The sequence below is a fragment of the Shewanella cyperi genome (genome assembly GCF_017354985.1).
GTDB classification, from domain to species: Bacteria; Pseudomonadota; Gammaproteobacteria; order Enterobacterales; family Shewanellaceae; genus Shewanella; species Shewanella cyperi.
This window is the reverse complement of sequence record NZ_CP071501.1, coordinates 1,322,532-1,346,428: the sequence shown is the minus strand read 5'-3', so window position 1 is coordinate 1,346,428 and position 23,897 is coordinate 1,322,532. Positions and strand designations below refer to the sequence as shown.

Genomic DNA, 23,897 nt, shown 5'->3' with positions numbered 1-23,897 from the left:
TTTTCACTGGTCTGAGGGCGAAAATGTACCTGTAAGGTAACGGAATGAACTGATTTATTCCGTTAGTTGAAGCCGAAAGGCCTCCGGCCTGCCATGCGGAAATAAATGAGCCGGCACACTATACAAATGTTAGGTATCACAGGAGATCTCATGCACCTTGACTTGGAAGCGCGTTTCGCTGAGCTCGAACGCCAGCAGTCATCTATGAAAAGGAAATTGAACGCACATAAGGCGCTCATCATCCTATTGATTTCAATTTCAGCAATCTCAAGCGCGGTTGCTACCGTGGCGGTTAAGACGAACAGATTCGATCATATCGTCGCCAGGGATATTACGGTCATTGATTCCAATGGAATCGTTCGAGCTCGCATGACTTCGGATGCGCCTGATGCTGTCATGGCGGGCGGCCATGTTTCAAAGCGGGGCACAAAGGCAGCGGGATTCATCATCTACGACGAGGAAGGCATTGAACGAGGCGGATATGTGACGATGGATGAGGGGAGCAACGCAATGCTGTCCTTAGACTCCAAATATAACATGCAGGCCAATATGATTGCTGGCCCTGATGAAGTCGGCGTTTCTGTCTTGAATCTTCGCGGTGGCAACCAGCAAGTCGAGACTCGTATCGACTCAGATGGCGCGAGAACCAGCATTTCCAAGTCTGGTCTTGTGCTCATGCAATCCCCAGAACTAAAACTCCTGAATGCCGAAACATGCACTAGGTATCGGAAGCTTGAGGCACAGTACCCAGGCAAGAATGTGTGTCGCGCTAGGTTTACAGAGGAAGCCTGCAAAGCGTGTCTGGAGTGATGCCTAACAATTCATTCAAGCCGAAGCCGCTTCGCGGCTCGGCTTAATTCAGGCGTTGATATGATTCCCTCTATCAAATAGATGGTAGTTTCCTTACCGGAGGGCCAAAAACGCTCCGGTGAGGACACCAGCTGGGCTTTGGCGAGTAAGTGTCGGCGGTTGACCTTGCAATCTTGTATATAACAGAAGCGAGTCGGGCAGAAGGAAAAGGCAGGCCATTGGCCTGCCTTTTTCATTGGCTTTTTCACCGAGCGAACGAGCTGACTCAGTCGTGAGTCGCCAGCAGGGTCACATCGCTGAAGGGCTGGAACGCCTTCAGCATGATGTAGTAATAGCCGCCGGTTTGTGGCGCAGCCAGAGTGACAGTCTCGTTATTTCCGCCCACATAGGGCCTGGCGTCCCAGACGGACTCCGTTGGCCAGTCACCAAAGCGCACGTACAGATCGGCATCCCCTGTACCACCTGAGATGGCGATATTCAGGTTGGTCGCACCCGCAGGCACCCAGATGGAGTAATAGCGGGCGCTGTCAGAGGCTATACCGGCCTTGGCGATGCCGTTGTACAGGGTCTGCTGGGCAGGATCGGCCGCATCAGCAGGTATGCTGCCGCCACTTTGGCTCACATCAAACTCTGCCAGCAGCGTCATGTCGGCAAAGCCGCTGTCGGTGAACAGGGACACATAATAATAGCCACCTGTCGCTGGGGCATTGATGAACACAGTTTCGTTATTGCCACTCTGGGTGGAGCGGGCATCATAATCACTGCGGCTGGGATAACGGCCGGCCGCCACGTACAGATCGGCATTGCCCGTGCCACCAGCGCCGGTGAAGCGCAGGGTACTGGTGCCGGCAGGAACCCAGATGGAGAAGTAGGCCGCGTAAGTCGAGGAGATGCCCTGCTTGGCTATGCCCGCCGTCATGGTCGCGACATTGGGGTCACAGGCGGCAGTGTTGCAACTCCCGGCGCCACCGACATTGGGGTCCAGCGGGTCGAGATCGTCACTGTCAAGCACGCCATCGTTGTCATCGTCGGTGTCGGCATTGTTGCCTATGCCGTCATGGTCGGTATCCAGCCACTCGGTCGCGTCATCGGGGAAGGCATCGTCGCCGTCGGCTACACCGTCACCGTCCCTGTCGCTGATACCTGTGGTGACATCCGCCAGCCACTGGGCAAAGTCGGCGTCGTAGCTGCTGCCTATGGCTGTCATCAGGTTGGCGTAGGCATCGTAGTTACCGGCCCGGAAAAAGCCCAGCATGGTATCCACGTCGTTGCGATGGCGCTCGAACATGTAACGCACCGCCAGGTAGCCGCCGCGGTAGACCCTGTCGGTACCACTGCTGTAGTTGTTGCCGAAGAGGGTGCTCAGGGCGTAGTTGTTGGCGCGGCCTATGTCTATGGCCTTCTGGTTGTCATCGCCCTGGGAGATATACTCAGCCAGGCCTTCCACCCACCAGACGGTGCTTTCTTCATGGGCCGAGCCGTACATCATGGCCTCGGAGAAGCCCCCGTGCATGTCGAAGCGGCCGTCGAGATAGTGCACATACTCGTGACGCAGGTTCCACACCTCAAACTCAGGCAGCCAGCTGGCCTCGTGGGCGATAAATCGCGCCTGGTTATCGGGATCCGCCGGATTGCCTTCCAGATACATACCACCGTTGTTGGTGCCTATGCCGAAAAATACCCCGGCATACTTGCTGTAGTTGCTGTAATCATCAAACACCACCACTTCCAGATCCGTGTTGAGATCGTCCGCCACAGGTACACCGGCGGTGGCCAGCTTCTGATGGAAGTCCGTTTCCTGGGCCGACAGCTGGCCACAGGAATCTGCCAGCTCAACCGTACTCATGGCCTGGGCACGGATCTTCAGGGTTGGAGAGCAGGTGTAGTGAATGCTGAGGATCTGGGCCTGCAGTTGATCCTGATAACCGCAGACACCATAGTCGGCGCAATTATCGTAGTAATCGGCCATTTCCGCGGCCGCAAGCCAGATACCACGGCCCTGCCCAGACATGCTGTAGCGCTGCAGAATCGACTGGACCATAGGTTTGGCCTTGTCCTTGATGGCGCCGGGATACATCAGCATACGCCCCAGCTCATAGGCGGCGTTGTTGATCAGGTAATCATTGCCGCTGTCGATAAGGAAGGTGTTGTCCTTGATGAAGTTATCCAGGGTATCGAGCAGCGACAGCCTGGCCTCCAGGGTGGTGACATAGTTGCTGTCCCACTGGCCCTTGTACAGCAGGCCATAGGCGGCGTTGGTGGCGCTGCGCATGGAGCCGTAGTTGAGGTAACTGCTGTCAAACTGTTGCAGCAGGTGCTCGGCCACATCGAGGAAGTGGGAAATTTGATGGGCGCTGTCTATCAAAATCACCGCCTCGGACAAGACATCACCGTTGGCGGAGCTGATATCGAAGGCGTGGGGATTGGCAAAAAACTGCTGCAATGCCGCCAGGCTGGCGCTGTCGAGTGCCGCGCCATAGGTGCCCACCTCATCCACCAGCCCCCACTGCACAAAGTATCCCGCGCGCAGGTAGGTAATGAGATTCAGCAGGTGGCCATCATCGACACCGGTATAGGCAGGTGCCATCTGGGCCAGGCGGTTGCTGACGCTGACCATGTCCGCCTCGTTGAACAGCGCCTGGGCATAATCTGTGCCCGCGTTGAAAAAGGCGTTCACGCAGGACAAGTCCGCCGCCAACAGGGCGTCGGTCAGGGCCGTGCCCGTAAGCGGCGCTATCTCAGCAGCACTGCACGCGCCGGCGGCCGTGGTCAGTTGCTGCTGAGCAGGCTGCCTGGCCGCGCCGGAGTCGGGCTGCCTGTTTGCCAGCTTATCGGTCGGTTTGTGTGAATGGAGTTGTTGTTTCAGGGTAGTGGTTGTTGCGTTGGGTGCGGCCTCAACCGGCAGCACCTGTGCCTTGGACGCAAGCTGATCCCGGGTCGGATGACCGGGGTTCAGTCCGTCTGCCATGGCCATGCCAGGCAACAAGGTACAGAGCAGCGTCAGGGGCGCGCATTTGGTTCGCAATCTGTTCATGGATCAGTCCTGTTTTAGGTTTGTTATTGAAGACTGGAGCGATACTGCGGCATCCGCTGGCGAAATTAGCATATTTTATACAATATAAAACACCCCTCTTTAGTGTACTTTTTCTACACCACTGTCACTTTGACCATGGAATTTTGTGGCCTGGATCCCATCGTCAGCGAGAGTAAAACCGGGATCACGGCCGACATCGATTTTCTGACTAAAAAGATGATCTCTCTCGCAATTTTCTTCTTTAAACACGCATTTCAAATGCAACTTGATTAATGTCAATTCCAACGCCGCCAAGGAGCATAGTCTTAAGCACAAGCAAGACATTCACCCTCAGCTCCTGGAGCGGCGAAACATCCCAATCCAGGAAGAAAAAGTAAAAATACGGAGCATTCAATGGATAAGCACAATCAACAATCCGGTGTTATCAACGAACAACGTCGTCAGTTTCTCGGTGGCTCAGTAGGTATTGGCCTGGTGGGTGCCGGTCTGGCAGCCGGTCTGATGTCGGCCCCTGCCGCTGCAACCGGTGCAGCCCGTAAAGATGACCGCATGGCCAACTACAGCGCTGATCAGCTGGAGCGTGTAAAACTGGATTTGGTGCCACCACCAATGGTGCCCAAGCACGACCAAATCGCCACGGGCAAGCCCAAGGTAGTGGAAGTGAAACTGGTGATCGAAGAGAAACAGGTCGAGCTGGAAAACGGCACCAAGGCCTGGGTTTGTGCCTTCAACGGCAGCGTGCCCGGTCCGCTGATTGTGTGTCACCAGCATGACTTTGTGGAGCTGACCCTGGTTAACCCTGCCAGCAACAACCTGGCCCACAACATCGACCTGCACTCAGCCACCGGCGCTCTGGGTGGCGGTGAGCTGACCCTGGTATCTCCAGGTCAGGAAGTCACCTTCCGCTTCAAGGCCACCAAGGCCGGTACCTTTGTGTACCACTGTGCCCCGGGTGGCGCCATGATCCCATGGCACGTGGCCATGGGTATGCACGGTGCCATCATGGTACTGCCACGGGATGGTCTGAAAGATGCCCAGGGCAACCCTCTGCACTACGACAAGGCCTACTATGTGGGTGAAGCCGACTTCTATATTCCCAAAGATGCCAACGGCAAATACAAGGAATTCAAGACGGTCATGGACAGCATGCAGGACGTCATGGACGTAATGAAAACCCTGACCCCATCCCATGTGGTGTTCAACGGTGCCGTGGGCGCACTGACCGGCAAGAACGCCATGACCGCCAAGGTGGGTGAATCAGTACTCTTTGTACACTCCCAGGCCAACCGCGACACCCGTCCGCACATCATCGGTGGTCACGGTGACTATGTCTGGGCTGCCGGTTCCTTCACCGACGCACCACAGACCAACCTGGAAACCTGGATGGTCGCCGGTGGCAGCGCGGCAGCTGCACTGTACAACTTCCGTCAGCCAGGCCTCTATGCCTACGTTAACCACAACCTGATTGAAGCCATCATGAAAGGTGCCGCAGCCCACATCAAGGTGGAAGGCGAGTGGGACGACAACCTGATGGTACAGGTGAAAAAACCAGGCGCCATCACAGCCTGAGTCCGGATGCGGGGGTGACTTCACCCCCGCTTTTTTTGGAGGTCCCATGAAAGGTCCCTTTGCCACACCTCTGTCAGCCCTGATCTCTGCCCTGCTGTTTGGTCCCCTGTTCATCCAACCTGCCCTGGCGGCCACGCCCTCGGATTATCTGATTCAAAGCGCTGTGTATCAGTGGTACGGCGAACTGGATCTGGGCATACAGCCCAAGGCGACTGTGAATACCGATCTGGCCGAATATCCCAATGGCAAGCCTGTTGCCGGGGCACACCAAATACTGGCCATTGACCAAATCGCTGAAGAAAATGGTCGTCTCCTGTTGGAGGTGGAACTGGAGTACCAGGCACGGGATGCCGGCCCCGGCGAAGGTCGCTACCTGATCCAAACCCTGACGCTGGAGAACAGTGATTCGGCACCCCAGGCCGGTCCGACCCTGATTGCCAGCGAAACCCAAGTGAATGAAATCGATGAACTCAGTGGCCAATTCCGTCCCGCCGCTGAGCAAAACCTGATCCGCGCCCTGCTGTTTCGCTGGACCCAGGCCCTGGACTATCCCGGCTCCCAGGCCCTGACCTCCATGCTGCTGCCAGAGGCCAGCTTTACCAGTCCCGAACCGGGCCAATTGAGCCCGGTCAGCTATCAAGCGGCGCTGCAGGCACTCAACAACCAAAACAGTCGCAGGGCCATTAAAAACCTCAGCATAGGTACAGCCCAGGCCGATGGCAGCTATCCGGTAAGTTTGGAATATCAGTGGAGCGCCATCAATCAGTGGGGCGAAACCGAGCTGGCCCGCGTTGGCGTCAGCATGACAGTGCTGGTGCGTGATGGCCGGGCGCTGATTGCACATTACCAGAGCCAATATTTACCCCCGGTTACCGATCCCGGTGCCGAGATCCGTTGCTGAGCCTAAAGGAGAAAACCATGCTGTCACACCTGTCCTTTCGCCCACTGCGCAGCCAATTTTCCCGCCGCCTGTTGTCGGCCCTGTCCCTGTCGCTGGGACTGAGCCTGGCCCTGCCCGCCTTTGCCGATATGCCGATTCTCAAGGGCATAGGCGGTGATTTCAGCCTGCAGAGCAGTCGCGGCGGTGAGGTACGGCTGTCGGACTTCAAAGATAAGGTGGTGCTGATGTTTTTCGGCTACACCAATTGCGCCGACATTTGCCCCACCACCATGGCCCATATCAGCCAGTTGATGAAGCAGCTGGAACCCGGACAAAGGGAGCAGGTGCAGGTGCTGTTTGTCAGTATCGACAGCGACTATGACACCCCTACCCACCTGAATAAATATCTGAGCTATTTTGACCCCAGCTTTATCGGTTTGGTGGACAGTCGCGAAAAAATCGATGAGGTGGCCGGGCTTTACCATGCCGACTACATCAAGTTGTCCGATGAAAAGGTCACCACCGAATACAAGAAGCTCAGTCTGGAAGACAAGAGTCAACCGGCCAAGAAGGGCTTCCTCTATTCCCACAGCGCCAAAATTTTTGTTATCGATGGCCGTGGCCGGGTACGGGGTTTCTTTTACACCGGCACAGCGCTCGATGAAATGCGCAGTCAAATTGCCAGCCTGCTGGGCTGAAGGAGAATTTATGCAACAGCTTAAAATGAAATCCGCCTTGGCCACCCTGCTGCTGATGTCCTTCGGCAGCTTTGCCGGCGACCTGATGGTCCATGACGCCTGGATCCGCGCCATGCCGCCAACATCGAGGGTGGTTCCCCTGTACCTGACACTGCACAACGGCGGTGACAAGGAGCTGGTACTGAACAGCATTGCCAGTCCCAGGGGCGAGATAGCCCTGCACCAGACGGTGCAGGAAGGCGAAATGATGAAAATGCTGCCGGTGGACAGCATACGCATACCGGCCCATGGCATGGTCAAACTGGAACCCCAGGGGCTGCACGCCATGATGTCCGACTTCAATGCCGGTGTGCCCGAGCAAGGTGAAGAGGTGTCTTTGCAGCTTACCCTGGCGGACGGTGAAACGCTCCAGGCCAAAGCCAGGGTCACCCAGTTCGGCGGCAAGGGGCAGGACAGCGCCAACGCCGAACAGGGGATGCACGATCACAGCATGCACCATTGATCCATTGATCAAGGTGAGCAGCCTTCAAATGGGCGGCCCGGTTCCGGGCTTCCTGCGCTGGATCACAAATTGTTAACCGAATTTAGGTTAACTTGTGTGACAAAGTAAGTTGCAGGAATTTTGCATGATTACCGATGCCGCCATCAAAAATGCCGTACACAGCCATCACCTGTTTGCCGCCCTGGGTCAGGGTGAGCTGGAGCAGTTGCTCGGCAGCGCTGCCCGCATTCAGCTTGCGCCCCAGGAAACCCTGTTTCGCCAGGGGGATGTTGCCAAACGTTTTTATCTGGTGATCCAGGGACACCTGCAATTGTACCGCACCAGCTTGCAGGGCCAGGACAAGGTCATTGAAGTGGTCCGCGAGGGCCGCACCTTTGCCGAGGCGCTGATGTTTTCCCAGCAGGCCAGCTATCCCGTGTCGGCCCAGGCTGTGTCCGAATGTATTCTGGTCAGCTTTGACAGTGAAATCTACCTGGGGCTGCTCAAGCGCAACGCCGATGCCTGCATCGCCATCATGGCCGCCATGAGCGTCCGGCTGCGTAAAGATCTCAACGAAGTGGAACTCTTGTCGGTGCAAAACGCCCAGTCACGGCTGCTGCTGTTTCTGATGCGCAACCTGAAACGCACCGGCGATAATCAGGGCGTGGTGGAGCTGGATATTCCCAAGCGGGTGCTGGCGTCGAGGCTGTCGATTCAACCGGAAACCTTTTCCCGATTGATGAAGAAAATGCTCACCGAGGGGCTTATCCGCGAGTGCCGCAGCGCCATACATATCGATGACATAGGCCAGCTGTATGCCAGCGCCAATATCCCCTTGGAAGACGCGCAGCTGCAGGCCACAGCCATGCCCTGCGAACGGATAAATATCCTCACCCTCAGCAACTGAGGCCAGGATTGACAGCCGCAGGCGCTCAGCCCAGCTTAAGGAAATAACGCCAGGTTATAGCGAAATGCAGTAGCGATAAGAAGTGCGGCTCATACCCTGGGCCTCATACCAGGCCTGGGCCTGGGTGCGTGACAGCGAGGTGGTCAGTTCCAGCGCCTTGCAGCCGCGGCCTTTGGCCAGTTCCTGCGCCTTTTGCAACAAGGCTTTGCCGACGCCCTGCCCGCGGCAATGCTCGTCGGTCACCAGGGCCGTGATCCGGCACTGCAGGGCTGCGGCCGGAAAATAAAAGAAAAACAGCAGGCTCATCAGCCCCACTGGCCTGTCGCCGTCAAAGGCCAGCAGGCACAGGCTGTTGTCATCCTTTTCGCTGCGTTTGAGCAGCTCAACCACGGCATCCAGCGGGTGTTGATAACCCAGCTGCGCCAGCAGTGACTGTACCGCCGTGGCGTCTTGCTCCGTGGCAGTACGGATCAATCCCATACCAATTCCTGGAAGTGTTTACGGCACACGGACTCGTAGCTTTCATTGCCGCCAATGGCGACCTGAGCCCCTTCGCGCACCGGATTGCCCTGGCTATCGCGGCGCACCACCATATTGGCCTTGCGACCGCAGTAACAAATGGTCTTGAGCTCCACCAGCTTGTCGGCCCAGGCCAGCAAATACTGGCTGCCGCTGAACAACTCACCCTGGAAATCGGTACGCAGACCATAACAGAGCACGGGAATATCCAGTTTATCCACCACGGCCGTCAACTGGCGCACCTGATCCTTGGCGAGGAACTGGCTCTCATCGATAAGCACACAGTGCAAAGGGGTCGCTGCGTGGGCCGTGGCTATCATGTCGAGCAGGTTGTCATTGGCACCAAATACCTGGGCGTCCGATTGAATACCGATACGCGACGCCACCTTGCCCAGGCCATACCTGTCATCGATGGACGCGGTCATCACCAGGGTGTTCATCCCCCGTTCGCGGTAGTTATAGGAAGATTGCAGCAAAGAGGTGGATTTACCGGCGTTCATGGCCGAGTAATAAAAATAGAGCTGTGCCAAAGGGGAGTTCCTGTCCTTATCTCAAACGGCGGCTATCTTAGCATCAAATTGCGCCGAAAGTCCCGCGGCGCCTCCCTGCACCGCGGCCACGGACTGTCACAGCGTCAGTCGCGGGCGCCGGACTTGTGTTTCAGCCACAGCACCGCCAACACGAAGGTCAGGGAGGCGACACCGAAACCGGCCCACACGGACTCGGTCACACCCATCACCGTATACCCCACCAGGCTGATGAAGGCGACAATAAGGGCATATGGCAGCTGGGTCAGCACATGATCTATGTGATGGCAGCTGGCGCCGGTGGAGGACAAAATCGTGGTGTCGGAAATAGGTGAACAGTGATCGCCAAACACGGCGCCGGCCAGCACCGAAGCCAGCATGGGCAGCATCATGGCACTGTGACTGCCCATGGCCATATCGGCAGCTATGGGAAGCATGATGCCAAAGGTGCCCCAGCTGGTGCCGGTGGCGAACGCCGTCAGGCCGGCCAGCACAAACATCAGCGCCGGCAGCAGGGCAAATGGCAGATTGCCACCGGCCAGACTGGCCATGTATTTACCCGTGCCCAGTTCTCCTATGATGCCCGCTATGGTCCAGGCAAACAGCAAGATATACAGCGCCGGGACCATGGAGCGAGCCCCTTGTACCGAGGCTCGCTTGACCAACCGAGGAGCCATGCCCTGCCACAGCACCAGTGCCAGGGTGGCGCTGAGCCCCAACAGCGCCCCGAAAAACAGCGATGCGCCCACATCCGTTTTCTCAAAGGCGCCAATCAGGGAAAAAGGCAGGCCGGCGTCGGCCAGCGCCATGGCGCCGCTGCCGATCATAAAGCTGACCGTCGCCAGCACCAGCACGCCTATGGGCACAAACAAGCCGGCGACCTTACCGCTGCCCTCTTCCGGCAACTCAACATTGCTGCCCGGAGGCACGCCCTTGGTTTCATCATAAAGGTTGCCACGCTGGGCATATTGCTCATGCCGGCGCATGGCCCCCACATCCAGACCGAACAGCACCACGCACAGCAGCATTGCCAGGGCAAAAATGGCATAGAAGTTCATCGGGATCAGTTGGATAAATACCGCCAAATGACCTGTGTCGCTGACGCCATGGGATGCCAGAATGCCACCTATCAGGGCGATGATATAGGCGCCCCAACTGGATACAGGGGAAATCACACACACGGGGGCGGCGGTGGAGTCCAGCAAATAAGCCAGCTTGGCCCGGGACACATAATACCTGTCGGTCAGGGGCCGGGCGATGGAGCCCACCACCAGGCTGTTGAAATAGTCGTCGATAAAGACCACACAGCCCAGAAACAGGGTCAGCAATTGGGCATCGCGCTTATTGCGGATCCGTCCCCTGGCCCAGTCGGCAAAGGCCCGGGCCGCGCCACTGGCGCTGATAAGGGCGGTGATCATCCCAAGCAGCACCAGAAATCCCAGAATGTACAGGTTCCAGCTGTTGGGGGCACCATCGCTCCACACCAGGGCAACCACCCGTTCACCCAGCAGCAGGCAGGCATCAAGGGGAGAAAAGTCACTCAGCAGCAGGATCCCGGCCACAATACCCAACCCAAGGGACACCAGCACCCTGCGGGTCAAAATGGCCAACACGATTGCCACCACAGGTGGCAGCAGAGACAGCACCGATTCGGCGTAACTCATTACATTCATTGAATTTAATCTTCGTTTGGTTAACGAATGGAGGGCAACTGAAGCGGTGTAAAAGCACAATGAATGCAGCGGGCACCAGTCCTTTCAGTAGCGCTCCACAGTAAATACGACAGCCCATCATCCCGACAGGCATTTACTATGGCAGTGCTGTTCCTTATCGGAAACAGCACCAGCAGGCGGGTGTGATTCCCCTATCCCACTTCGGCGTCATAGCCCTTTCACGGTCGATCACCGGCATCACCCTAGCGACCGTTACTTTTGCCTGACGCACCTCTACTTTTTATAGCTGAACTTTCTATAACCGACCTGTGCCAAAAATACGCGGTTAGCTGAATTTAACGGGGCATAAAAAACACAGGCGCCCCCGGGGGTATCCCCGGGGGCGCCTATCCTGACGCAGATTAAGGCTTAAAGCAACTCAATCAGCTTGGGGACTGCCTCGAACAGATCCGCCGCCAGACCGTAGTCTGCCACCTGGAAGATGGGCGCTTCGGGATCTTTGTTAATGGCAACAATCACCTTGGAGTCTTTCATACCGGCCAGGTGCTGGATGGCACCTGAGATACCGACAGCGATATACAATTGTGGCGCCACTATCTTACCGGTCTGGCCCACCTGCAGATCGTTGGGCACAAAGCCTGCGTCCACTGCGGCGCGGGATGCGCCCACAGCGGCACCCAGTTTGTCGGCCAGTTGCTCAAGCAGGGCGAAGTTTTCACCGCTGCCCATGCCACGGCCACCGGACACTATCACACCGGCGTTGCCAAGCTCGGGACGCTCGGATACAGACAACTCCTGGGAGACGAAGCTGGTCTTGGACTCAAATACCTGATCCAACTTGGCGACCGGTGCAGGTGCGCCGCTGGCAGCCGCATCAAAGGCGCTGGCACGGACTGTCATGACTTTCTTGTCATCCAGACTGGTGACAGTGGCCATGGCGTTACCGGCATAGATGGGGCGCACGAAGGTGTTGGCGTCTTTGATTTGAACCACTTCGGACAATTGAGCCACATCCAGCAGAGCCGCGACCCGTGGCAACATGTCTTTGCCCATGCTGCTGGCAGGAGCAAGAATATGGCTGTAATCGCCGGCCAGCGACAACACCAGGGCCGCCATATTGTCGGCCAGATGGGCTGCATAAACGGCATTATCGGCCAGCAGGACCTTGGACACGCCGTCAATGGCGGCGGCAGCATCGGCGACGGCGGCGCAGTTGGCACCGGCCACCAGCAGGTGTACGTCGCCACCAATGGCCTTGGCCGCAGTCACTACCTTGGCGGTATCCAGTTTCAGACTGGCATTATCATGTTCTGCAACTACTAAAATGGCCATTTAGATCACCTTCGCTTCGTTTTTCAGTTTTTCCACCAGTTCCTCAACCGAGGCAACCATGATGCCGGCCTGACGGGCCGCAGGTGCATTGACGCTTACCAGATTCTGGTGTGACTTCAGGGTCACGCCCAAATCGGCCGCGGTCACAGTGTCCAGGGGCTTGCGTTTGGCCTTCATGATATCGGGCAGCTTGGCATAACGGGGCTCGTTCAGACGCAAGTCTGTGGTAATTACAGCTGGCATCGGCAGCTTCAGGGTTTGCAAACCGCCGTCCACTTCACGGGTCACCAGCAGGGTATTGCCTTCCACCTGCAGCTTGGAAGCGAAGGTCGCCTGGGGAGCATCCATCAGCGCGGCCAGCATCTGACCGGTCTGGTTGTTGTCACCGTCGATGGACTGCTTGCCCATGAGGATCAATTGTGCCTGTTCCTTGTCCTGTACGGCCTTCAGCAGCTTGGCAATGGAGATAGGTGCCAATTCATCTTCTGCTTCAACCTGAATGCCGCGATCGGCACCCAGTGCCATGGCGGTGCGCATCTGTTCCTGAACAGCCTTGCTGCCGACGCTGACCACCACGATTTCACTGACCACACCGGCTTCTTTCAGGCGCACAGCCTCTTCAACGGCGATTTCACAAAAGGGGTTGATAGCCATCTTGAGGTTGGCCGTATCAACATTTGTGTTGTCGGCTTTGACCCTGACCTTGACATTGGCATCGACCACGCGCTTTACAGGCACCAATACTTTCATAGGGTTTCCTTCCTGCACCTTATCTTTCAGTGGAATGTGCCGGTGCAACCGGCACGGAATAGGCCAACTTTACGTCCTGTTAACGTAAACGTCAACCTGAGACAGCAGCGCTTAAGTATCTTTGCGACTCCCATCACTGGCCAGATTTTTGAACACTTCAGACAGAAAATGCGCATTTTTGACTTATAAGCGTGCATTTTTTTAATTAAAGGGAATTTTAATTTGCCAGTTTAAATATTTATTTCTATTATTTCACTGTTATCCGTTAACCCGTCTTCGGACAATTTGAACTGGAAAAAAAATAGTATGAGCGAATTTCTGGAAATATTGACTCATGGTCGCCGTTTTAAAGCCGCTGTAAAAGATTTGTCAGTTGCCGATCTCCGTGATGTTGCAGCCAAGTTGGAAAAAGTGATTGCTGATCGCGAAGCCGAAGCCGAAGAAGAATTGAAGGCCAATGCCGAGCGCATCGCCAAGATTGAAGAAATTCGCAAGCAAATGGCTGAAATCGGTTTGTCTGTAGATGATCTGGGCGTAACCGGTGTAGCCAAGCCTGCCGGTAAAAAGCGTGCACCACGCCCTGCCAAATACCAAATTGAAGTCAATGGCGAGACAGTGACCTGGACTGGTCAAGGCCGCATGCCAACCGTATTCAAGAATGAAATGGACAAGGGTCGTTCAATGGATGATTTCCTCATCTAATTGTCCCTGACACCATTAAAAAGCCCGGCATTGCCGGGCTTTTTGTTTATGGCCGCCAAAACAGCAAAGTCATTTACAATTCCGTTTTTGCCAATGGGTATCCAATTCGGTTAACCTCGATTCACCTTTGTCCCGCAGACGCAACTGAACTAATAAAATGAACAAGTTGAATGCCAAAACCCTTTTGTGGCTGTTGCCGGCAGTGATCTCTCTGCCCTTATCGGCCAAGACCTTACTCCAAGCTCCCCTCACCCGCCTGACCGCCATTACCGGAGCCACACTGCATTTATCGGCCACCGAAACCCTGACCAATGCCACCCTGGTCATTGAAGGCAATCATATTAAAGAGATCATTAAAGACGGTCAGATACCGGAAAATGCCCTGGTGATAGACTTAAGTGGCTATGAGGTATATCCGGGCTTTATTGATCCCTTTGCCGAATATGGTATTGGCTACGAGTATCCCAAAGATGAGCGGGAAAGACCTGTCTATGAAATAAAACGCGTTGGTGGCAATGCTGACAACGGTGCTATTCATGCCCAGATGCAATGGGTGGATTATATCGAGCCCAATAAAGGTGCCGCGGATAAATGGACCAATAACGGTTTTACCAGTGTGCAGACGGCAAAACTTGATGGCATTTTCCGTGGTCGCGCCGCCGTGGTATCCCTGGCCGATAAAAATCCTTCTGAGCTTATCTATCGCTCTCAGGGACAGCAATTTATCGCCTTCGATAAAGGCAGCTCAAAACAGGATTATCCCCGCTCTTTAATGGGGGCCATGGCCCTGATAAGACAAACCTTCAGCGATGTCCGTTGGTATCAGGAAAATAAAACCAAGTTGGCAGAGCAGGCGGTTATTTCCGGTCTGGAATTCAACAGTGCCCTGGATGCCCTGGGCAATCTGGAACAACAAACATTTCTGTTTGATACCCGTGATTTGAACAGCCAATTGCGGGCGGCCCGACTCTTGTCCGAGCAGAAGCTCAAGGGCACCCTGCTGGGCAACGGCCAAGAGTATGCCAGATTGGATGAACTCAAGGCCCAGTCCTTTGGGCTGATATTGCCGCTCAACTTCCCCAAGGCTCCCGAGGTTGCCGATCCCCTGGTTGAGCGTGAGGTATCCCTTGCCGAACTGCGGCATTGGGAGCGGGCGCCGGCCAACCCGGCACTGGTGGCCAACAGCAAATTACCCTTTGCCTTTACCCAATATGGCATCAGTAAAGCGGAAGACTTCTGGCCCAGACTACGCCAGGCCATTGCCCATGGACTGAGTGAGACCGACGCTCTGGCGGCCCTTACCAGCAGTGCCGCAGAATTGGCCGGCATTGACGACATTGCCGGTCGCCTGGCCCCCGGCTACATGGCCGACTTGGTGGTCAGCCGCGGCGATCTGTTCAAAGACGGTAAAATAGTGAGCGTCTGGCTGCAGGGCGATGAGCAGGAATTGAGCCCCAGGGACACACTGTCCGGCCAATATCGACTGCAGCTGGATGAACTGGAATTAACACTTGAGCTGGAAACCGAGCCCAAACTCAAGGGCAGCCTCAGCAGTGGCGAAACCAGCATTGAGTTGCAGGAACCCAAGTTGGTCGACGGCCGCTTGATCTTCAGCGCCGATCTCTCTGCCGCCGGAATGACAGGCCTGAGTCGCTTCAGTCTGGTATTCGATAAGGATGGTGTTTCGGGCCGGATGACTGATGCCAAAGGGCAAGCGCAGCCTCTAGCAGGTACAGCCGCCGCAGCGGAGGACCTGACTACAGCGGACAATAAAAATCAGCCACCCAAGGAGCAGGCCAAACCCGCCGAGCCCCTGATTGGCAAACTCACCCAACCCAATGTGGCCTTTGGTCTGGAGCAACTGCCCAAGGCCGAACGACTGCATATCCGCCACGCCACCATCTGGACCTCGGAAGCCGAGGGCATACTGGAGGACGCCGATCTGCTGCTGGCCGATGGCAAGATAGAGCGCATCGGCAAGCAACTGTCGACTCCCAGCGGTTATCGCGTAATAGATGCCAGTGGCAAACACCTCACGGCGGGTATAGTCGATGAGCACAGCCATATCGCCATCAACGGCGGCACCAACGAGGACTCGGAGGCCATCACCGCCGAAGTGCGCATTGGCGACATACTCAATCCGGATGAAATTGCCCTTTACCGCGGTCTGTCCGGCGGGGTGACCACGGCACAACTGCTGCACGGCAGCGCCAACCCCATAGGCGGTCAATCCCAGCTGATTAAACTCAGGTGGGGTGAAAATGCCGAAGCACTCAAATTCAAGGGCGCTCCGGCCAGCATCAAATTTGCCCTGGGTGAAAACGTCAAACAGAGCAACTGGGGCGACAAATTCACCAGCCGCTTTCCCCAGAGTCGCATGGGGGTGGAATCCGCCATAGCCGATGCCTTTGATGCCGCCAGACATTACGAGAGTGAATTGGCCCAGTATGAGAGGCTGCGCAGCTCAGACAAAAAACGCACCCTGAGCCCCCGCCCCAGCACCCGTCTGGATGCCGTGCTTGAGGTACTCAAGCAGCAGCGGGATGTGCACATTCACTCCTATGTGCAATCTGAAATCCTGATGTTCCTGCGCCTGGCCGAAACCTACAAATTCAAGATCAAGGCCTTCACCCACGTGCTCGAAGGTTACAAGCTGGCGGATGAACTGGCGGCCCATGGTGCCGGCGCCTCCACCTTCTCCGACTGGTGGGCCTACAAGTTTGAGGTCTATGACGCCATTCCCCAAAATGCCTGCCTGATGACGCAAAAGGGGGTAGTCACCAGCATCAACTCCGACAGCTTTGAAACCCAGCGCCGCCTGAATCAGGAGGCCGCCAAGTCCATGATGTATTGCGGCATGAGCGCCGAGGAAGCCTGGAAGATGGTTACCATCAACCCGGCCAAGCAACTGGGGGTTGAGGACAAGGTGGGCTCCATCAAGGTGGGTAAATCCGCGGATCTGGTGCTGTGGGACAATAACCCGCTGTCCGTCTATGCCCGCACCGAAGCCGTCTGGGTCGATGGCAAGCGCTACTTTGATCGCGAGACCGATGCCACCATCGCCCGCGCCCAGGACGAAGAGCGCGCGGCCTTGGTGCAGAAAATTCTCAGCGCCGATGCCAAACGCACCGCCGGTGAAACGCCCAAGGACAATAACGAGCCCCAGTGGCATTGTGATACCCATTACCAGGCCTTTGGCACCCATGCCGGCCAGACTTTCGAGGGAGCCCTGTAATGAGAACCCTGCTTTCCAGCCTTTTACTGCCCCTGCTGGCCCTGCCTGCCGTGGCACATGATCTTATTCCGGCCACGGCCCAGAGCCGCGACCTGGTGCTGCGCCACGCCACCCTCTACACCGTCAGTCAGGGGATCCTGGAAGATACCGATCTGCTGCTGCATGACGGACGCATTGCCGCCATAGGCAAACAACTCGCCGCCGAGGGCGCCGAGGAAATTGATGCCAGCGGCAAACGTATCTATCCGGGACTTATCGCCCTGGACTCCCACGCCGGCATGGTCGAAATCGAGATGGCCAGACCCACCCGCGACATCGCCGATGTGGGATTGAACAATGCCGAACTCAGGGCCGCCAGCGCCTTCAATCCGGATTCGGAGATCATCCCTACCCTGCGCCGCAACGGTATCAGCCATGTGCAGCTGGTGCCCGAAGGGGAAGCCATGGCGGGTCAAAGCGCCCTGGTGGGACTGGACAGCTGGACTGTGGAACAGGCCCTGGTGCCAAGCCGCATGGGCCAGCACCTGTACTGGCCGGAACTCGGCCCCCTGGCCAGCGATGATGAGGAGCGCAGCAAGCAACTCAAGGAGCACGATGAGGCCATCAGGCAAATCCGCACCCTGTTTGCCGACGCCAAGCGCTATGCCCTGGGCATCAAGGCCGGCGACAAGATAGCGCAGCAGCGCAATCTGGCCGCCATGGCGCCGCTGTTTGATGACGCCGCCACCCTGTTCATCCACGTGGACAGGGAACAGCACATTGAGGAAGCCCTGAAACTGTGCCGTGAATACCAGCTCAAACCCGTGATTGTCGGTGGCTACGATGCCTGGCGCCAGGCCGCGTCACTTAACGAGTTGGGAGCCAGGGTCATCTATGCCAGCGTCTTCAGCCTGCCCCAGCGCAGCGATGAACCCGTTGACATGGCCTTCCGTATTCCAGCGCTGCTGAACGATGCCGGTGTACCCTTCGCCATTGGCTACAGCGGTGATTGGGATAGCCGTAACCTGGCCTTTGCCGCCGGCTATGCCGCGGCCCATGGTTTGGGTCAGGACAAGGCACTGCGGGCCATCACCCTGGATGCGGCCCGCATGCTGGGGGTGGATGACATGGGGGCGCTCGAGGTGGGCTACCGCGGCAACATCATAGTGGCCGAGGGCGATATACTGGACCCCATGAGCGGTCGCATTGAGGCCCTGTTTATCGACGGCCGCCGGGTGGATTTGAATAATCGCCAGCAGCAGCTTTATCAAAAGTACTTGAAGAAGTAGAATTTCCTGACGCAGGCAAGGCGTTTTCGCCTTGCCTTATATTCAAGCTCAGGGGATGAACATGAAAGCAGCACTGCCCTTGTTGTTGGTGCCGGTACTCGGTGGTTGCGCCGGTTACCAGTTCAACAGCAATCTCGATGGCAAGGCCATCAAAGACTATTTCAAGGCCGGGGACGTGCAGCTGTTCGAAGGCGATGCCCGTCCCGCGGGTCGCTATGAGGTTATAGGCTTGGTCGAGGGTCATGCCTGCCAAGCCCTGCCACAGGATGTGCCCGTGACCCTCGCCGATGCCCGCACCCATGCCAGGCGCCAGGCTGCCGATCAGGGCGCCAATGGCCTCATCATACGTCAATGCATCCTGATCACCGAGCCCAGCCCCGGCTGCATTACCAGCGCCATGTGTGTTGGTCAGGCCATCCGTCAACAGCAGGAATAAGCGGTTTTCATGTCAGCCAGTTTCAGTAACCAAATTACCGCCGTCGCCTATTGCCGCACGCCCTATAAACAGAAGTTCGGTATTCCGCGCCAACCTGGCCTGGTGGATGTTCACGGTTACGTGGAGCTAACCGGCCCCTTTAACGATCCCGATTCGGTACGCGGCCTGGAGCAATACTCCCATCTGTGGTTGCTGTTCTGCTTCCATGAAAATCTGGCCCAGGGCTGGAAAACCACGGTGCGGCCCCCGAGGCTCGGCGGTAATGAAAAGCTGGGGGTATTCGCCACCCGCTCCACCTTCAGGCCCAACGGCATAGGCCAGTCTGTGGTCAAGCTCCATGGCATAGTCCGTCGTGGCGGCAAGATTTGCCTCGAGATCAGCGGTATGGACCTGCTCGATGGCACCCCGATTATCGATATCAAACCCTATATTCCCTTTTCGGACGCCATCCCCGATGCCATCGGCGGCATGGCCCAGGAAGCGCCGGTTCAATACCCGGTGCATTTTTGCAGCGAAGCCGAGGCCCAGGTGGCCAGATACGGCGCCCGGCCCCAAAGCCCCAATCTCAGGGCTCTCATTGAGGGGGTGCTGGCCCAGGATCCCCGTCCCGCCTATAAAAAGGCCAAGGACGACGCCAAGTTATATCAGGTGGCCCTGTACGATCTGGATATCTTCTGGCAGATTGGTCCAAAGGGAATAGAGGTGCTCGAACTCAGGCCCGGCATGCTGGAGAGCGGCACTTGAGTCCGGATTATCAGGCCCAGCACAAAAAACGCCTGTCGTGGATGCCCTGGCTTTATTATTCGCTCAAGGATAAGCATCTGGCCTGGGCCAGGCCCTGGCAGCAAGCAGTGCAGGCAGAATTAACGGCGCTTGAAACGGTGCACCTGGGCCAGGATTGTTTTATTGCCCCCGAAGCAAGGCTGTTTGCCGAACCGGGCCGGGATATACGCATGGGCAATCGCTGTATGATAGCGGCAGAAAGCTTTATTCATGGCCCCCTCACCCTGGGTGACGAGGTGGCCATCAACCATGGTTGCTCCATCGACGGTGGCCGGGTGGGCATCAAGATAGGCAACAGAACCCGTATCGCCAATAATGTCACCCTCTATGCCTTTAACCATGGCATGGCCCTCGACCGGCCGCTGTATCAGCAAGCCGTCAGTTCCCGGGGCATCACCATAGGGGAAGATGTGTGGATTGGTGCCCAGGCCGGGGTAGTGGACGGTGTCACCATAGGCAATCACGCCGTGGTGGGCATGGGCGCCATTGTGACCCGGGACGTGCCCGACTATGCCATAGTGGCAGGTAACCCGGCGCGGGTCATAGGCGACAGACGCGACAAATAAGCCAGACAAGGAAGCAAGCCCATGGCCAATGCGACAACCGAAACAGATGAGTCCCGCCTGCCTTCAATGAAACAGAGGCTCAGGCTCGGCTTTCTGTTGTTGTCGATACTGCCTCTTATCAGCTGCGTGATTGCCATGTTAACCATAGACAGGATGGCGGACTTGCAGGACAGTTGGATAGACAGCTATCGCATCCAGCAGCAAGCCCAGCAGCAGGCTCAGATGCAGCAATTGGGAATGGAAAAATTGGCCCGCCACTGGCCCAGTCTTTCGCCGCGGGAACGTCAGGTGTGGCTCACAGAACTTGGCGAACGCCAACAACAACTGACCGATAGTCTGGAGGATCCCAAGGCCAAAGGGCTGGCAGAGGAGTTGCTGCGAAGCTTGAAGTCTTTGGATCCACAGGCCACTGACGCCTTTTCCTTACCTGGAATGGCTGAGGCCAGTCGCGATCTGGGAGTGCGCATCGGCAAACTCAGCCAATCCCAACTGGACAAACAGCAACACGATGCGGCGCTGGATCGCTGGAAACTCAAGCTGATCCTGGCCGGCTTTACCCTGCTGCTGTTACTCATCAGCCAAACCCTGGCCTGGTTTATCCTCGGGCGTCACTTTGTCAGACCCCTGCTGCAGCTCAGACGCAGATTGAATCTCCTCAGCCAGCAGCGGCCGATAGTTGCGGGACTCACGCCGGTCAATCGTGAAGTACAGCAAATGGACGAGCAACTCAGCCGCTTGCAGCAACGTCTGGGACAGGAAACCGGCCTGGCACAAAAAGACGCCATCACAGGTCTCCACAATCGCAGTGCCCTCAATCAACATTTGCAGCAGCAATGGCTCAGGGCCCTGCGCCACGGCGATAATCTGTCGCTGTTGTTGCTGAGTCCCGACAAGCTGCAACAATATGACGGCACGCCACTGGGGCCCCTGCCCCACCCAAGCTTTATCCGCGTGATCCAACTGCTGGAATTGCATTGCAACCGGGCCGATGATTTTCTTGCCCATGTGCGCGATGACACCCTGGCCCTGGTGCTGTCGGGAACCGATCTGGAACAGGCCGTCAAACAGGCCCAAAAATTATGTCAGTTGACCCTGAGTGCCGATATTCCCGCACCACTCAAGGCCAGCAATCCCCGCATCACTCTGTCGGTGGGCATCGCCAGTCAGGTGCCACGCTCGGCCCACGCCTGGGACAGCCTGCTACAGGATGCCGAAGCGGCCTTAGTGCAAGCCCGGGCTCAAGGGGGCAATCAGGCCCTGGTGGCTCCCTGTGCCCTGCCGGACAGGCAAGCTCCCATCGCCCAGGTCAGCTGACGGCACTCCCGGCTGACGGAATCCCCGGCTCGCGAAATCTCCCGGCCCCGATACAGTGCCATCGGCTGATAAACAGCTGCCTCATCAGGCATAAATCCTCCCATTTATCCTCGGTTCCAAGGTGACAGCTCCGCTTGAGATGCTAAGAATCCAGGGCCCATTCGCGAATTATCTTCACCAAGGGCCATCAGCTGAAAAATATTTGCCTCATCAGGCATAAATCCTCCCATTTATCCTCGGTTCCAAGGTGACAGCTCCGCTTGAGATGCTATGAATCCTGGGTCCATTCGCGAATTCTCATGACCAAATGCCATCAGTTAAAAAATATTTGCTTCATCAGGCACAAATCGGGCCTTTTATCGACCAATCCAAGGTGACAGTAACGCTTGAGATGCTAAGCAGCCTAAGGCCCATTCACAGGATTTCCGGACCGAGAGCTATTAGCTGAAAAATATTTGCCTCATCAGGCATAAATCCTCCCATTTATCCTCGGTTCCAAGGTGACAGCTCCGCTTGAGATGCTAAAATGCTGCCCATTCAACTCAATAATGGACATCGGGAATGCGAGTCAGCAAATACCTGTTATCGACACAGAAAGAGACCCCTGCCAACGCAGAAGTCATCAGCCATCAACTCATGCTGCGTGCCGGCATGATCCGCCGCAACGCCTCCGGCCTGTACAGCTACCTGCCCACGGGCCTGCGAGTGCTGCGCAAGGTGGAAGCCATAGTGCGCGAAGAGATGAACAAGGCCGGTGCCATAGAGATACTGATGCCCATGGTACAACCCGGGGATCTGTGGGTCGAAACGGGTCGTTGGGACAAGTTCGGTCCCGAGCTGCTGCGCTTCACCGACCGTCACAACCGTGACTTCGTCCTGGGCCCAACCCATGAGGAAGTGATCACCGACCTCATCCGCAAGGAAGTCAGCTCCTACAAGCAGCTGCCGCTGAACCTGTATCAGATCCAGACCAAGTTCCGCGACGAGGTGCGTCCACGTTTCGGTGTCATGCGTTCCCGTGAGTTCCTGATGAAGGATGCCTATTCCTTCCATCTGGAACAGGAAACGCTGAACGAGACCTATCAGGCCATGTACCAGGCCTACAGCAACATCATGAACCGCATGGGTCTGGCGTTCCGCCCAGTGCTGGCCGACACAGGTTCCATCGGTGGCAGCATGTCACACGAGTTCCACGTGCTGGCCAACAGCGGTGAAGACCTGATTGCCTACTCCACCGGCAGCGATTACGCCGCCAACATTGAGAAGGCCGAGGCACCGTTGCCAACCGAAGGTCGCGCAGCGGCAACCCAGGCCCTGACCCTGACCGATACTCCCAATGCCAAGACCATCCACGAGCTGGTGGAACAGTTTGGTCTGGACATCACCAAGACGGTCAAGACCCTGATAGTCAAGGGTGCCACCGAAGAGGCGCCGCTGGTGGCCCTGCTGGTGCGTGGCGATCACGAACTGAACGAAATCAAGGCCGACAAGCTGGAACTGGTGGCCTCGCCACTGGAATTTGCCAGCGATGAAGACATTCGCAGTGCCATAGGTGCGGGACCTGGCTCCATAGGCCCTGTGGGCCTCAAGCTGCCCGTGATTGCCGATCACAGCGTGCTGGTGATGAGCGATTTCGCCGCCGGTGCCAACATCGAAGGCAAACACTATTTCGGTATCAACTGGGAGCGGGATCTGCCGCTGGTTGCCGGTGCAGACATCCGCAACGTGGTGGAAGGCGAAGCCACCCCCGATGGCAAGGGCACCTATGCCTTCGCCCGCGGCATCGAAGTGGGTCACATCTTCCAGCTGGGTACCAACTACTCCAAGGCTATGAACGCCACAGTGCTGGATGAAAACGGCAAGTCCCAGGTGATGCTGATGGGTTGTTACGGTGTGGGCGTGAGCCGTATCGTGGCCGCCGCCATTGAGCAGAACCACGACGATCGCGGCATCGTTTGGCCCCAGGCCATCGCCCCCTTCAGCGTGGGTATTCTGCCAATGAACATGCACAAGTCACACCGCGTGACCGACATTGCCGAGCAGCTGTATAAAGATCTCAGCGCCGCCGGAATCGAAGTGCTGTTTGACGACCGTAAAGAACGTCCCGGCGTAATGTTTGCCGATATGGAACTCATCGGCATTCCCCACACCATAGTGATTGGCGATCGCAATATCGACGCCGGCGTATTCGAGTACAAGAACCGCCGCACCGGTGAAAAACAGGACATTCCTTTTGCCGACATAGTGGACTTTATCAAGGGCCAAATGGGCGCTTGATGACTTAAGCGTCAATCAATCAGCTGTTATCAAACACCCGGCCCCGCCGGGTGTTTTTTTATCCGCAACCAAGATTCAGCCTTGCTTTTAGGCCCCGACAACGGCTTTAATTGAAACATTATCAATTTAGCTTTCA

At 56.7% G+C, this 23,897-nt stretch carries 20 protein-coding genes and 1 riboswitch; of the genes, 14 read left to right on the top strand and 6 right to left on the bottom strand.

The window, feature by feature from the left end; all coding sequences use genetic code 11:
* Nucleotides 1–150: 150 nt before the first annotated feature.
* A complete protein-coding gene (locus JYB84_RS05645) occupies nucleotides 151–810 on the top strand; it encodes a hypothetical protein (protein ID WP_207322453.1) in 660 nt (219 codons plus the stop codon).
* Nucleotides 811–1,075: 265 nt separating this feature from the next.
* Here JYB84_RS05645 and JYB84_RS05640 read toward each other — a convergent pair whose 3' ends face one another.
* Entirely contained in the window at nucleotides 1,076–3,844 is a 2,769-nt protein-coding gene (locus tag JYB84_RS05640) for a M9 family metallopeptidase (RefSeq protein WP_207322452.1), read from the bottom strand.
* 393 nt (nucleotides 3,845–4,237) lie between these two features.
* Here JYB84_RS05640 and nirK point away from each other — a divergent pair, with 393 nt between their 5' ends.
* The 5 genes from nirK (at nucleotide 4,238) to JYB84_RS05615 (ending at nucleotide 8,379) form a co-directional block, all read left to right on the top strand.
* Nucleotides 4,238–5,413, top strand: coding sequence for a copper-containing nitrite reductase (nirK, locus tag JYB84_RS05635; protein ID WP_207322451.1), 1,176 nt, complete (start codon nucleotides 4,238–4,240; stop codon nucleotides 5,411–5,413).
* 46 nt (nucleotides 5,414–5,459) lie between these two features.
* Nucleotides 5,460–6,314, top strand: a complete 855-nt coding sequence (locus tag JYB84_RS05630; RefSeq protein WP_207322450.1) for a hypothetical protein — start codon at nucleotides 5,460–5,462, stop codon at nucleotides 6,312–6,314.
* A 17-nt stretch (nucleotides 6,315–6,331) separates the two neighbouring features.
* Nucleotides 6,332–6,991, top strand: coding sequence for an SCO family protein (locus tag JYB84_RS05625; RefSeq protein WP_207322449.1), 660 nt, complete (start codon nucleotides 6,332–6,334; stop codon nucleotides 6,989–6,991).
* A gap of 10 nt (nucleotides 6,992–7,001) precedes the next feature.
* Nucleotides 7,002–7,493 carry a copper chaperone PCu(A)C gene (locus JYB84_RS05620; protein ID WP_228290895.1) on the top strand — a complete coding sequence of 164 codons (492 nt, stop codon included), beginning with the start codon at nucleotides 7,002–7,004 and terminating at the stop codon, nucleotides 7,491–7,493.
* 124 nt (nucleotides 7,494–7,617) lie between these two features.
* A complete protein-coding gene (locus JYB84_RS05615) occupies nucleotides 7,618–8,379 on the top strand; it encodes a Crp/Fnr family transcriptional regulator (RefSeq protein WP_207322448.1) in 762 nt (253 codons plus the stop codon).
* 54 nt (nucleotides 8,380–8,433) lie between these two features.
* Here the strand turns inward: JYB84_RS05615 and JYB84_RS05610 are convergent, their stop codons facing one another.
* The 5 genes from JYB84_RS05610 to JYB84_RS05590 form a co-directional block, all read right to left on the bottom strand.
* A complete protein-coding gene (locus JYB84_RS05610; RefSeq protein WP_207322447.1) occupies nucleotides 8,434–8,859 on the bottom strand; it encodes a GNAT family N-acetyltransferase in 426 nt (141 codons plus the stop codon).
* Nucleotides 8,850–9,428, bottom strand: a complete 579-nt coding sequence (locus JYB84_RS05605) for a thymidine kinase (RefSeq protein WP_207322446.1) — start codon at nucleotides 9,426–9,428, stop codon at nucleotides 8,850–8,852. Before JYB84_RS05605 ends, JYB84_RS05610 begins: the two co-directional genes overlap by 10 nt.
* Before the next feature lie 104 nt (nucleotides 9,429–9,532).
* Nucleotides 9,533–11,098: a Na+/H+ antiporter NhaC family protein gene (locus tag JYB84_RS05600; RefSeq protein ID WP_207322445.1), complete on the bottom strand. Its 1,566-nt coding sequence runs from the start codon at nucleotides 11,096–11,098 to the stop codon at nucleotides 9,533–9,535.
* A gap of 80 nt (nucleotides 11,099–11,178) precedes the next feature.
* A riboswitch (Lysine riboswitch) is annotated at nucleotides 11,179–11,382 on the bottom strand.
* A 124-nt stretch (nucleotides 11,383–11,506) separates the two neighbouring features.
* Nucleotides 11,507–12,430 (bottom strand): electron transfer flavoprotein subunit alpha/FixB family protein, encoded by a 924-nt coding sequence (locus JYB84_RS05595; protein ID WP_207322444.1) that lies wholly within the window; start codon nucleotides 12,428–12,430, stop codon nucleotides 11,507–11,509.
* Nucleotides 12,431–13,180 carry an electron transfer flavoprotein subunit beta/FixA family protein gene (locus JYB84_RS05590; RefSeq protein WP_207322443.1) on the bottom strand — a complete coding sequence of 250 codons (750 nt, stop codon included), beginning with the start codon at nucleotides 13,178–13,180 and terminating at the stop codon, nucleotides 12,431–12,433.
* A gap of 306 nt (nucleotides 13,181–13,486) precedes the next feature.
* Here JYB84_RS05590 and JYB84_RS05585 point away from each other — a divergent pair, with 306 nt between their 5' ends.
* The 8 genes from JYB84_RS05585 to JYB84_RS05550 all read left to right on the top strand — a co-directional run bounded on the left by JYB84_RS05585 (nucleotide 13,487) and on the right by JYB84_RS05550 (nucleotide 23,761).
* A complete protein-coding gene (locus JYB84_RS05585) occupies nucleotides 13,487–13,882 on the top strand; it encodes an H-NS histone family protein (RefSeq protein WP_207322442.1) in 396 nt (131 codons plus the stop codon).
* 157 nt (nucleotides 13,883–14,039) lie between these two features.
* The gene (locus JYB84_RS05580) at nucleotides 14,040–17,117 is read left to right on the top strand and encodes an amidohydrolase family protein (RefSeq protein WP_207322441.1); all 3,078 of its coding nucleotides are present in this window, start codon (nucleotides 14,040–14,042) and stop codon (nucleotides 17,115–17,117) included.
* The gene (locus tag JYB84_RS05575) at nucleotides 17,117–18,385 is read left to right on the top strand and encodes an amidohydrolase family protein (protein WP_207322440.1); all 1,269 of its coding nucleotides are present in this window, start codon (nucleotides 17,117–17,119) and stop codon (nucleotides 18,383–18,385) included. The genes JYB84_RS05580 and JYB84_RS05575 overlap by 1 nt, the downstream gene beginning before the upstream one ends.
* A gap of 61 nt (nucleotides 18,386–18,446) precedes the next feature.
* On the top strand, nucleotides 18,447–18,821 hold the full coding sequence (gene rcsF, locus JYB84_RS05570; protein WP_207322439.1) for an Rcs stress response system protein RcsF: 375 nt from the start codon (nucleotides 18,447–18,449) through the stop codon (nucleotides 18,819–18,821).
* A gap of 9 nt (nucleotides 18,822–18,830) precedes the next feature.
* Complete coding sequence (gene tsaA, locus JYB84_RS05565; RefSeq protein WP_207322438.1) at nucleotides 18,831–19,565, top strand: tRNA (N6-threonylcarbamoyladenosine(37)-N6)-methyltransferase TrmO; 735 nt, start codon at nucleotides 18,831–18,833, stop codon at nucleotides 19,563–19,565.
* 41 nt (nucleotides 19,566–19,606) lie between these two features.
* On the top strand, nucleotides 19,607–20,170 hold the full coding sequence (locus JYB84_RS05560) for an acyltransferase (RefSeq protein WP_207323116.1): 564 nt from the start codon (nucleotides 19,607–19,609) through the stop codon (nucleotides 20,168–20,170).
* A gap of 21 nt (nucleotides 20,171–20,191) precedes the next feature.
* Nucleotides 20,192–21,484, top strand: a complete 1,293-nt coding sequence (locus tag JYB84_RS05555; protein WP_207322437.1) for a GGDEF domain-containing protein — start codon at nucleotides 20,192–20,194, stop codon at nucleotides 21,482–21,484.
* 561 nt (nucleotides 21,485–22,045) lie between these two features.
* Nucleotides 22,046–23,761, top strand: a complete 1,716-nt coding sequence (locus tag JYB84_RS05550) for a proline--tRNA ligase (RefSeq protein WP_207322436.1) — start codon at nucleotides 22,046–22,048, stop codon at nucleotides 23,759–23,761.
* The last annotated feature ends 136 nt before the right edge of the window (nucleotides 23,762–23,897 follow it).

What these genes read in the sequence shown, in the direction of transcription:
- JYB84_RS05645 (WP_207322453.1), top strand. Translation starts at nt 151, where the DNA reads ATGCACCTTGACTTGGAAGCGCGTTTCGCTGAGCTCGAACGCCAGCAG.
- JYB84_RS05550 (WP_207322436.1), top strand. Translation starts at nt 22,046, where the DNA reads ATGCGAGTCAGCAAATACCTGTTATCGACACAGAAAGAGACCCCTGCC.
- JYB84_RS05555 (WP_207322437.1), top strand. Translation starts at nt 20,192, where the DNA reads ATGGCCAATGCGACAACCGAAACAGATGAGTCCCGCCTGCCTTCAATG.
- JYB84_RS05625 (WP_207322449.1), top strand. Translation starts at nt 6,332, where the DNA reads ATGCTGTCACACCTGTCCTTTCGCCCACTGCGCAGCCAATTTTCCCGC.
- JYB84_RS05630 (WP_207322450.1), top strand. Translation starts at nt 5,460, where the DNA reads ATGAAAGGTCCCTTTGCCACACCTCTGTCAGCCCTGATCTCTGCCCTG.
- JYB84_RS05595 (WP_207322444.1), bottom strand. Translation starts at nt 12,430, where the DNA reads ATGGCCATTTTAGTAGTTGCAGAACATGATAATGCCAGTCTGAAACTG.
- JYB84_RS05620 (WP_228290895.1), top strand. Translation starts at nt 7,002, where the DNA reads ATGCAACAGCTTAAAATGAAATCCGCCTTGGCCACCCTGCTGCTGATG.
- JYB84_RS05615 (WP_207322448.1), top strand. Translation starts at nt 7,618, where the DNA reads ATGATTACCGATGCCGCCATCAAAAATGCCGTACACAGCCATCACCTG.
- JYB84_RS05590 (WP_207322443.1), bottom strand. Translation starts at nt 13,180, where the DNA reads ATGAAAGTATTGGTGCCTGTAAAGCGCGTGGTCGATGCCAATGTCAAG.
- nirK (WP_207322451.1), top strand. Translation starts at nt 4,238, where the DNA reads ATGGATAAGCACAATCAACAATCCGGTGTTATCAACGAACAACGTCGT.
- JYB84_RS05560 (WP_207323116.1), top strand. Translation starts at nt 19,607, where the DNA reads ATGCCCTGGCTTTATTATTCGCTCAAGGATAAGCATCTGGCCTGGGCC.
- JYB84_RS05575 (WP_207322440.1), top strand. Translation starts at nt 17,117, where the DNA reads ATGAGAACCCTGCTTTCCAGCCTTTTACTGCCCCTGCTGGCCCTGCCT.
- JYB84_RS05580 (WP_207322441.1), top strand. Translation starts at nt 14,040, where the DNA reads ATGAACAAGTTGAATGCCAAAACCCTTTTGTGGCTGTTGCCGGCAGTG.
- JYB84_RS05585 (WP_207322442.1), top strand. Translation starts at nt 13,487, where the DNA reads ATGAGCGAATTTCTGGAAATATTGACTCATGGTCGCCGTTTTAAAGCC.
- JYB84_RS05600 (WP_207322445.1), bottom strand. Translation starts at nt 11,098, where the DNA reads ATGAATGTAATGAGTTACGCCGAATCGGTGCTGTCTCTGCTGCCACCT.
- rcsF (WP_207322439.1), top strand. Translation starts at nt 18,447, where the DNA reads ATGAAAGCAGCACTGCCCTTGTTGTTGGTGCCGGTACTCGGTGGTTGC.
- JYB84_RS05610 (WP_207322447.1), bottom strand. Translation starts at nt 8,859, where the DNA reads ATGGGATTGATCCGTACTGCCACGGAGCAAGACGCCACGGCGGTACAG.
- tsaA (WP_207322438.1), top strand. Translation starts at nt 18,831, where the DNA reads ATGTCAGCCAGTTTCAGTAACCAAATTACCGCCGTCGCCTATTGCCGC.
- JYB84_RS05640 (WP_207322452.1), bottom strand. Translation starts at nt 3,844, where the DNA reads ATGAACAGATTGCGAACCAAATGCGCGCCCCTGACGCTGCTCTGTACC.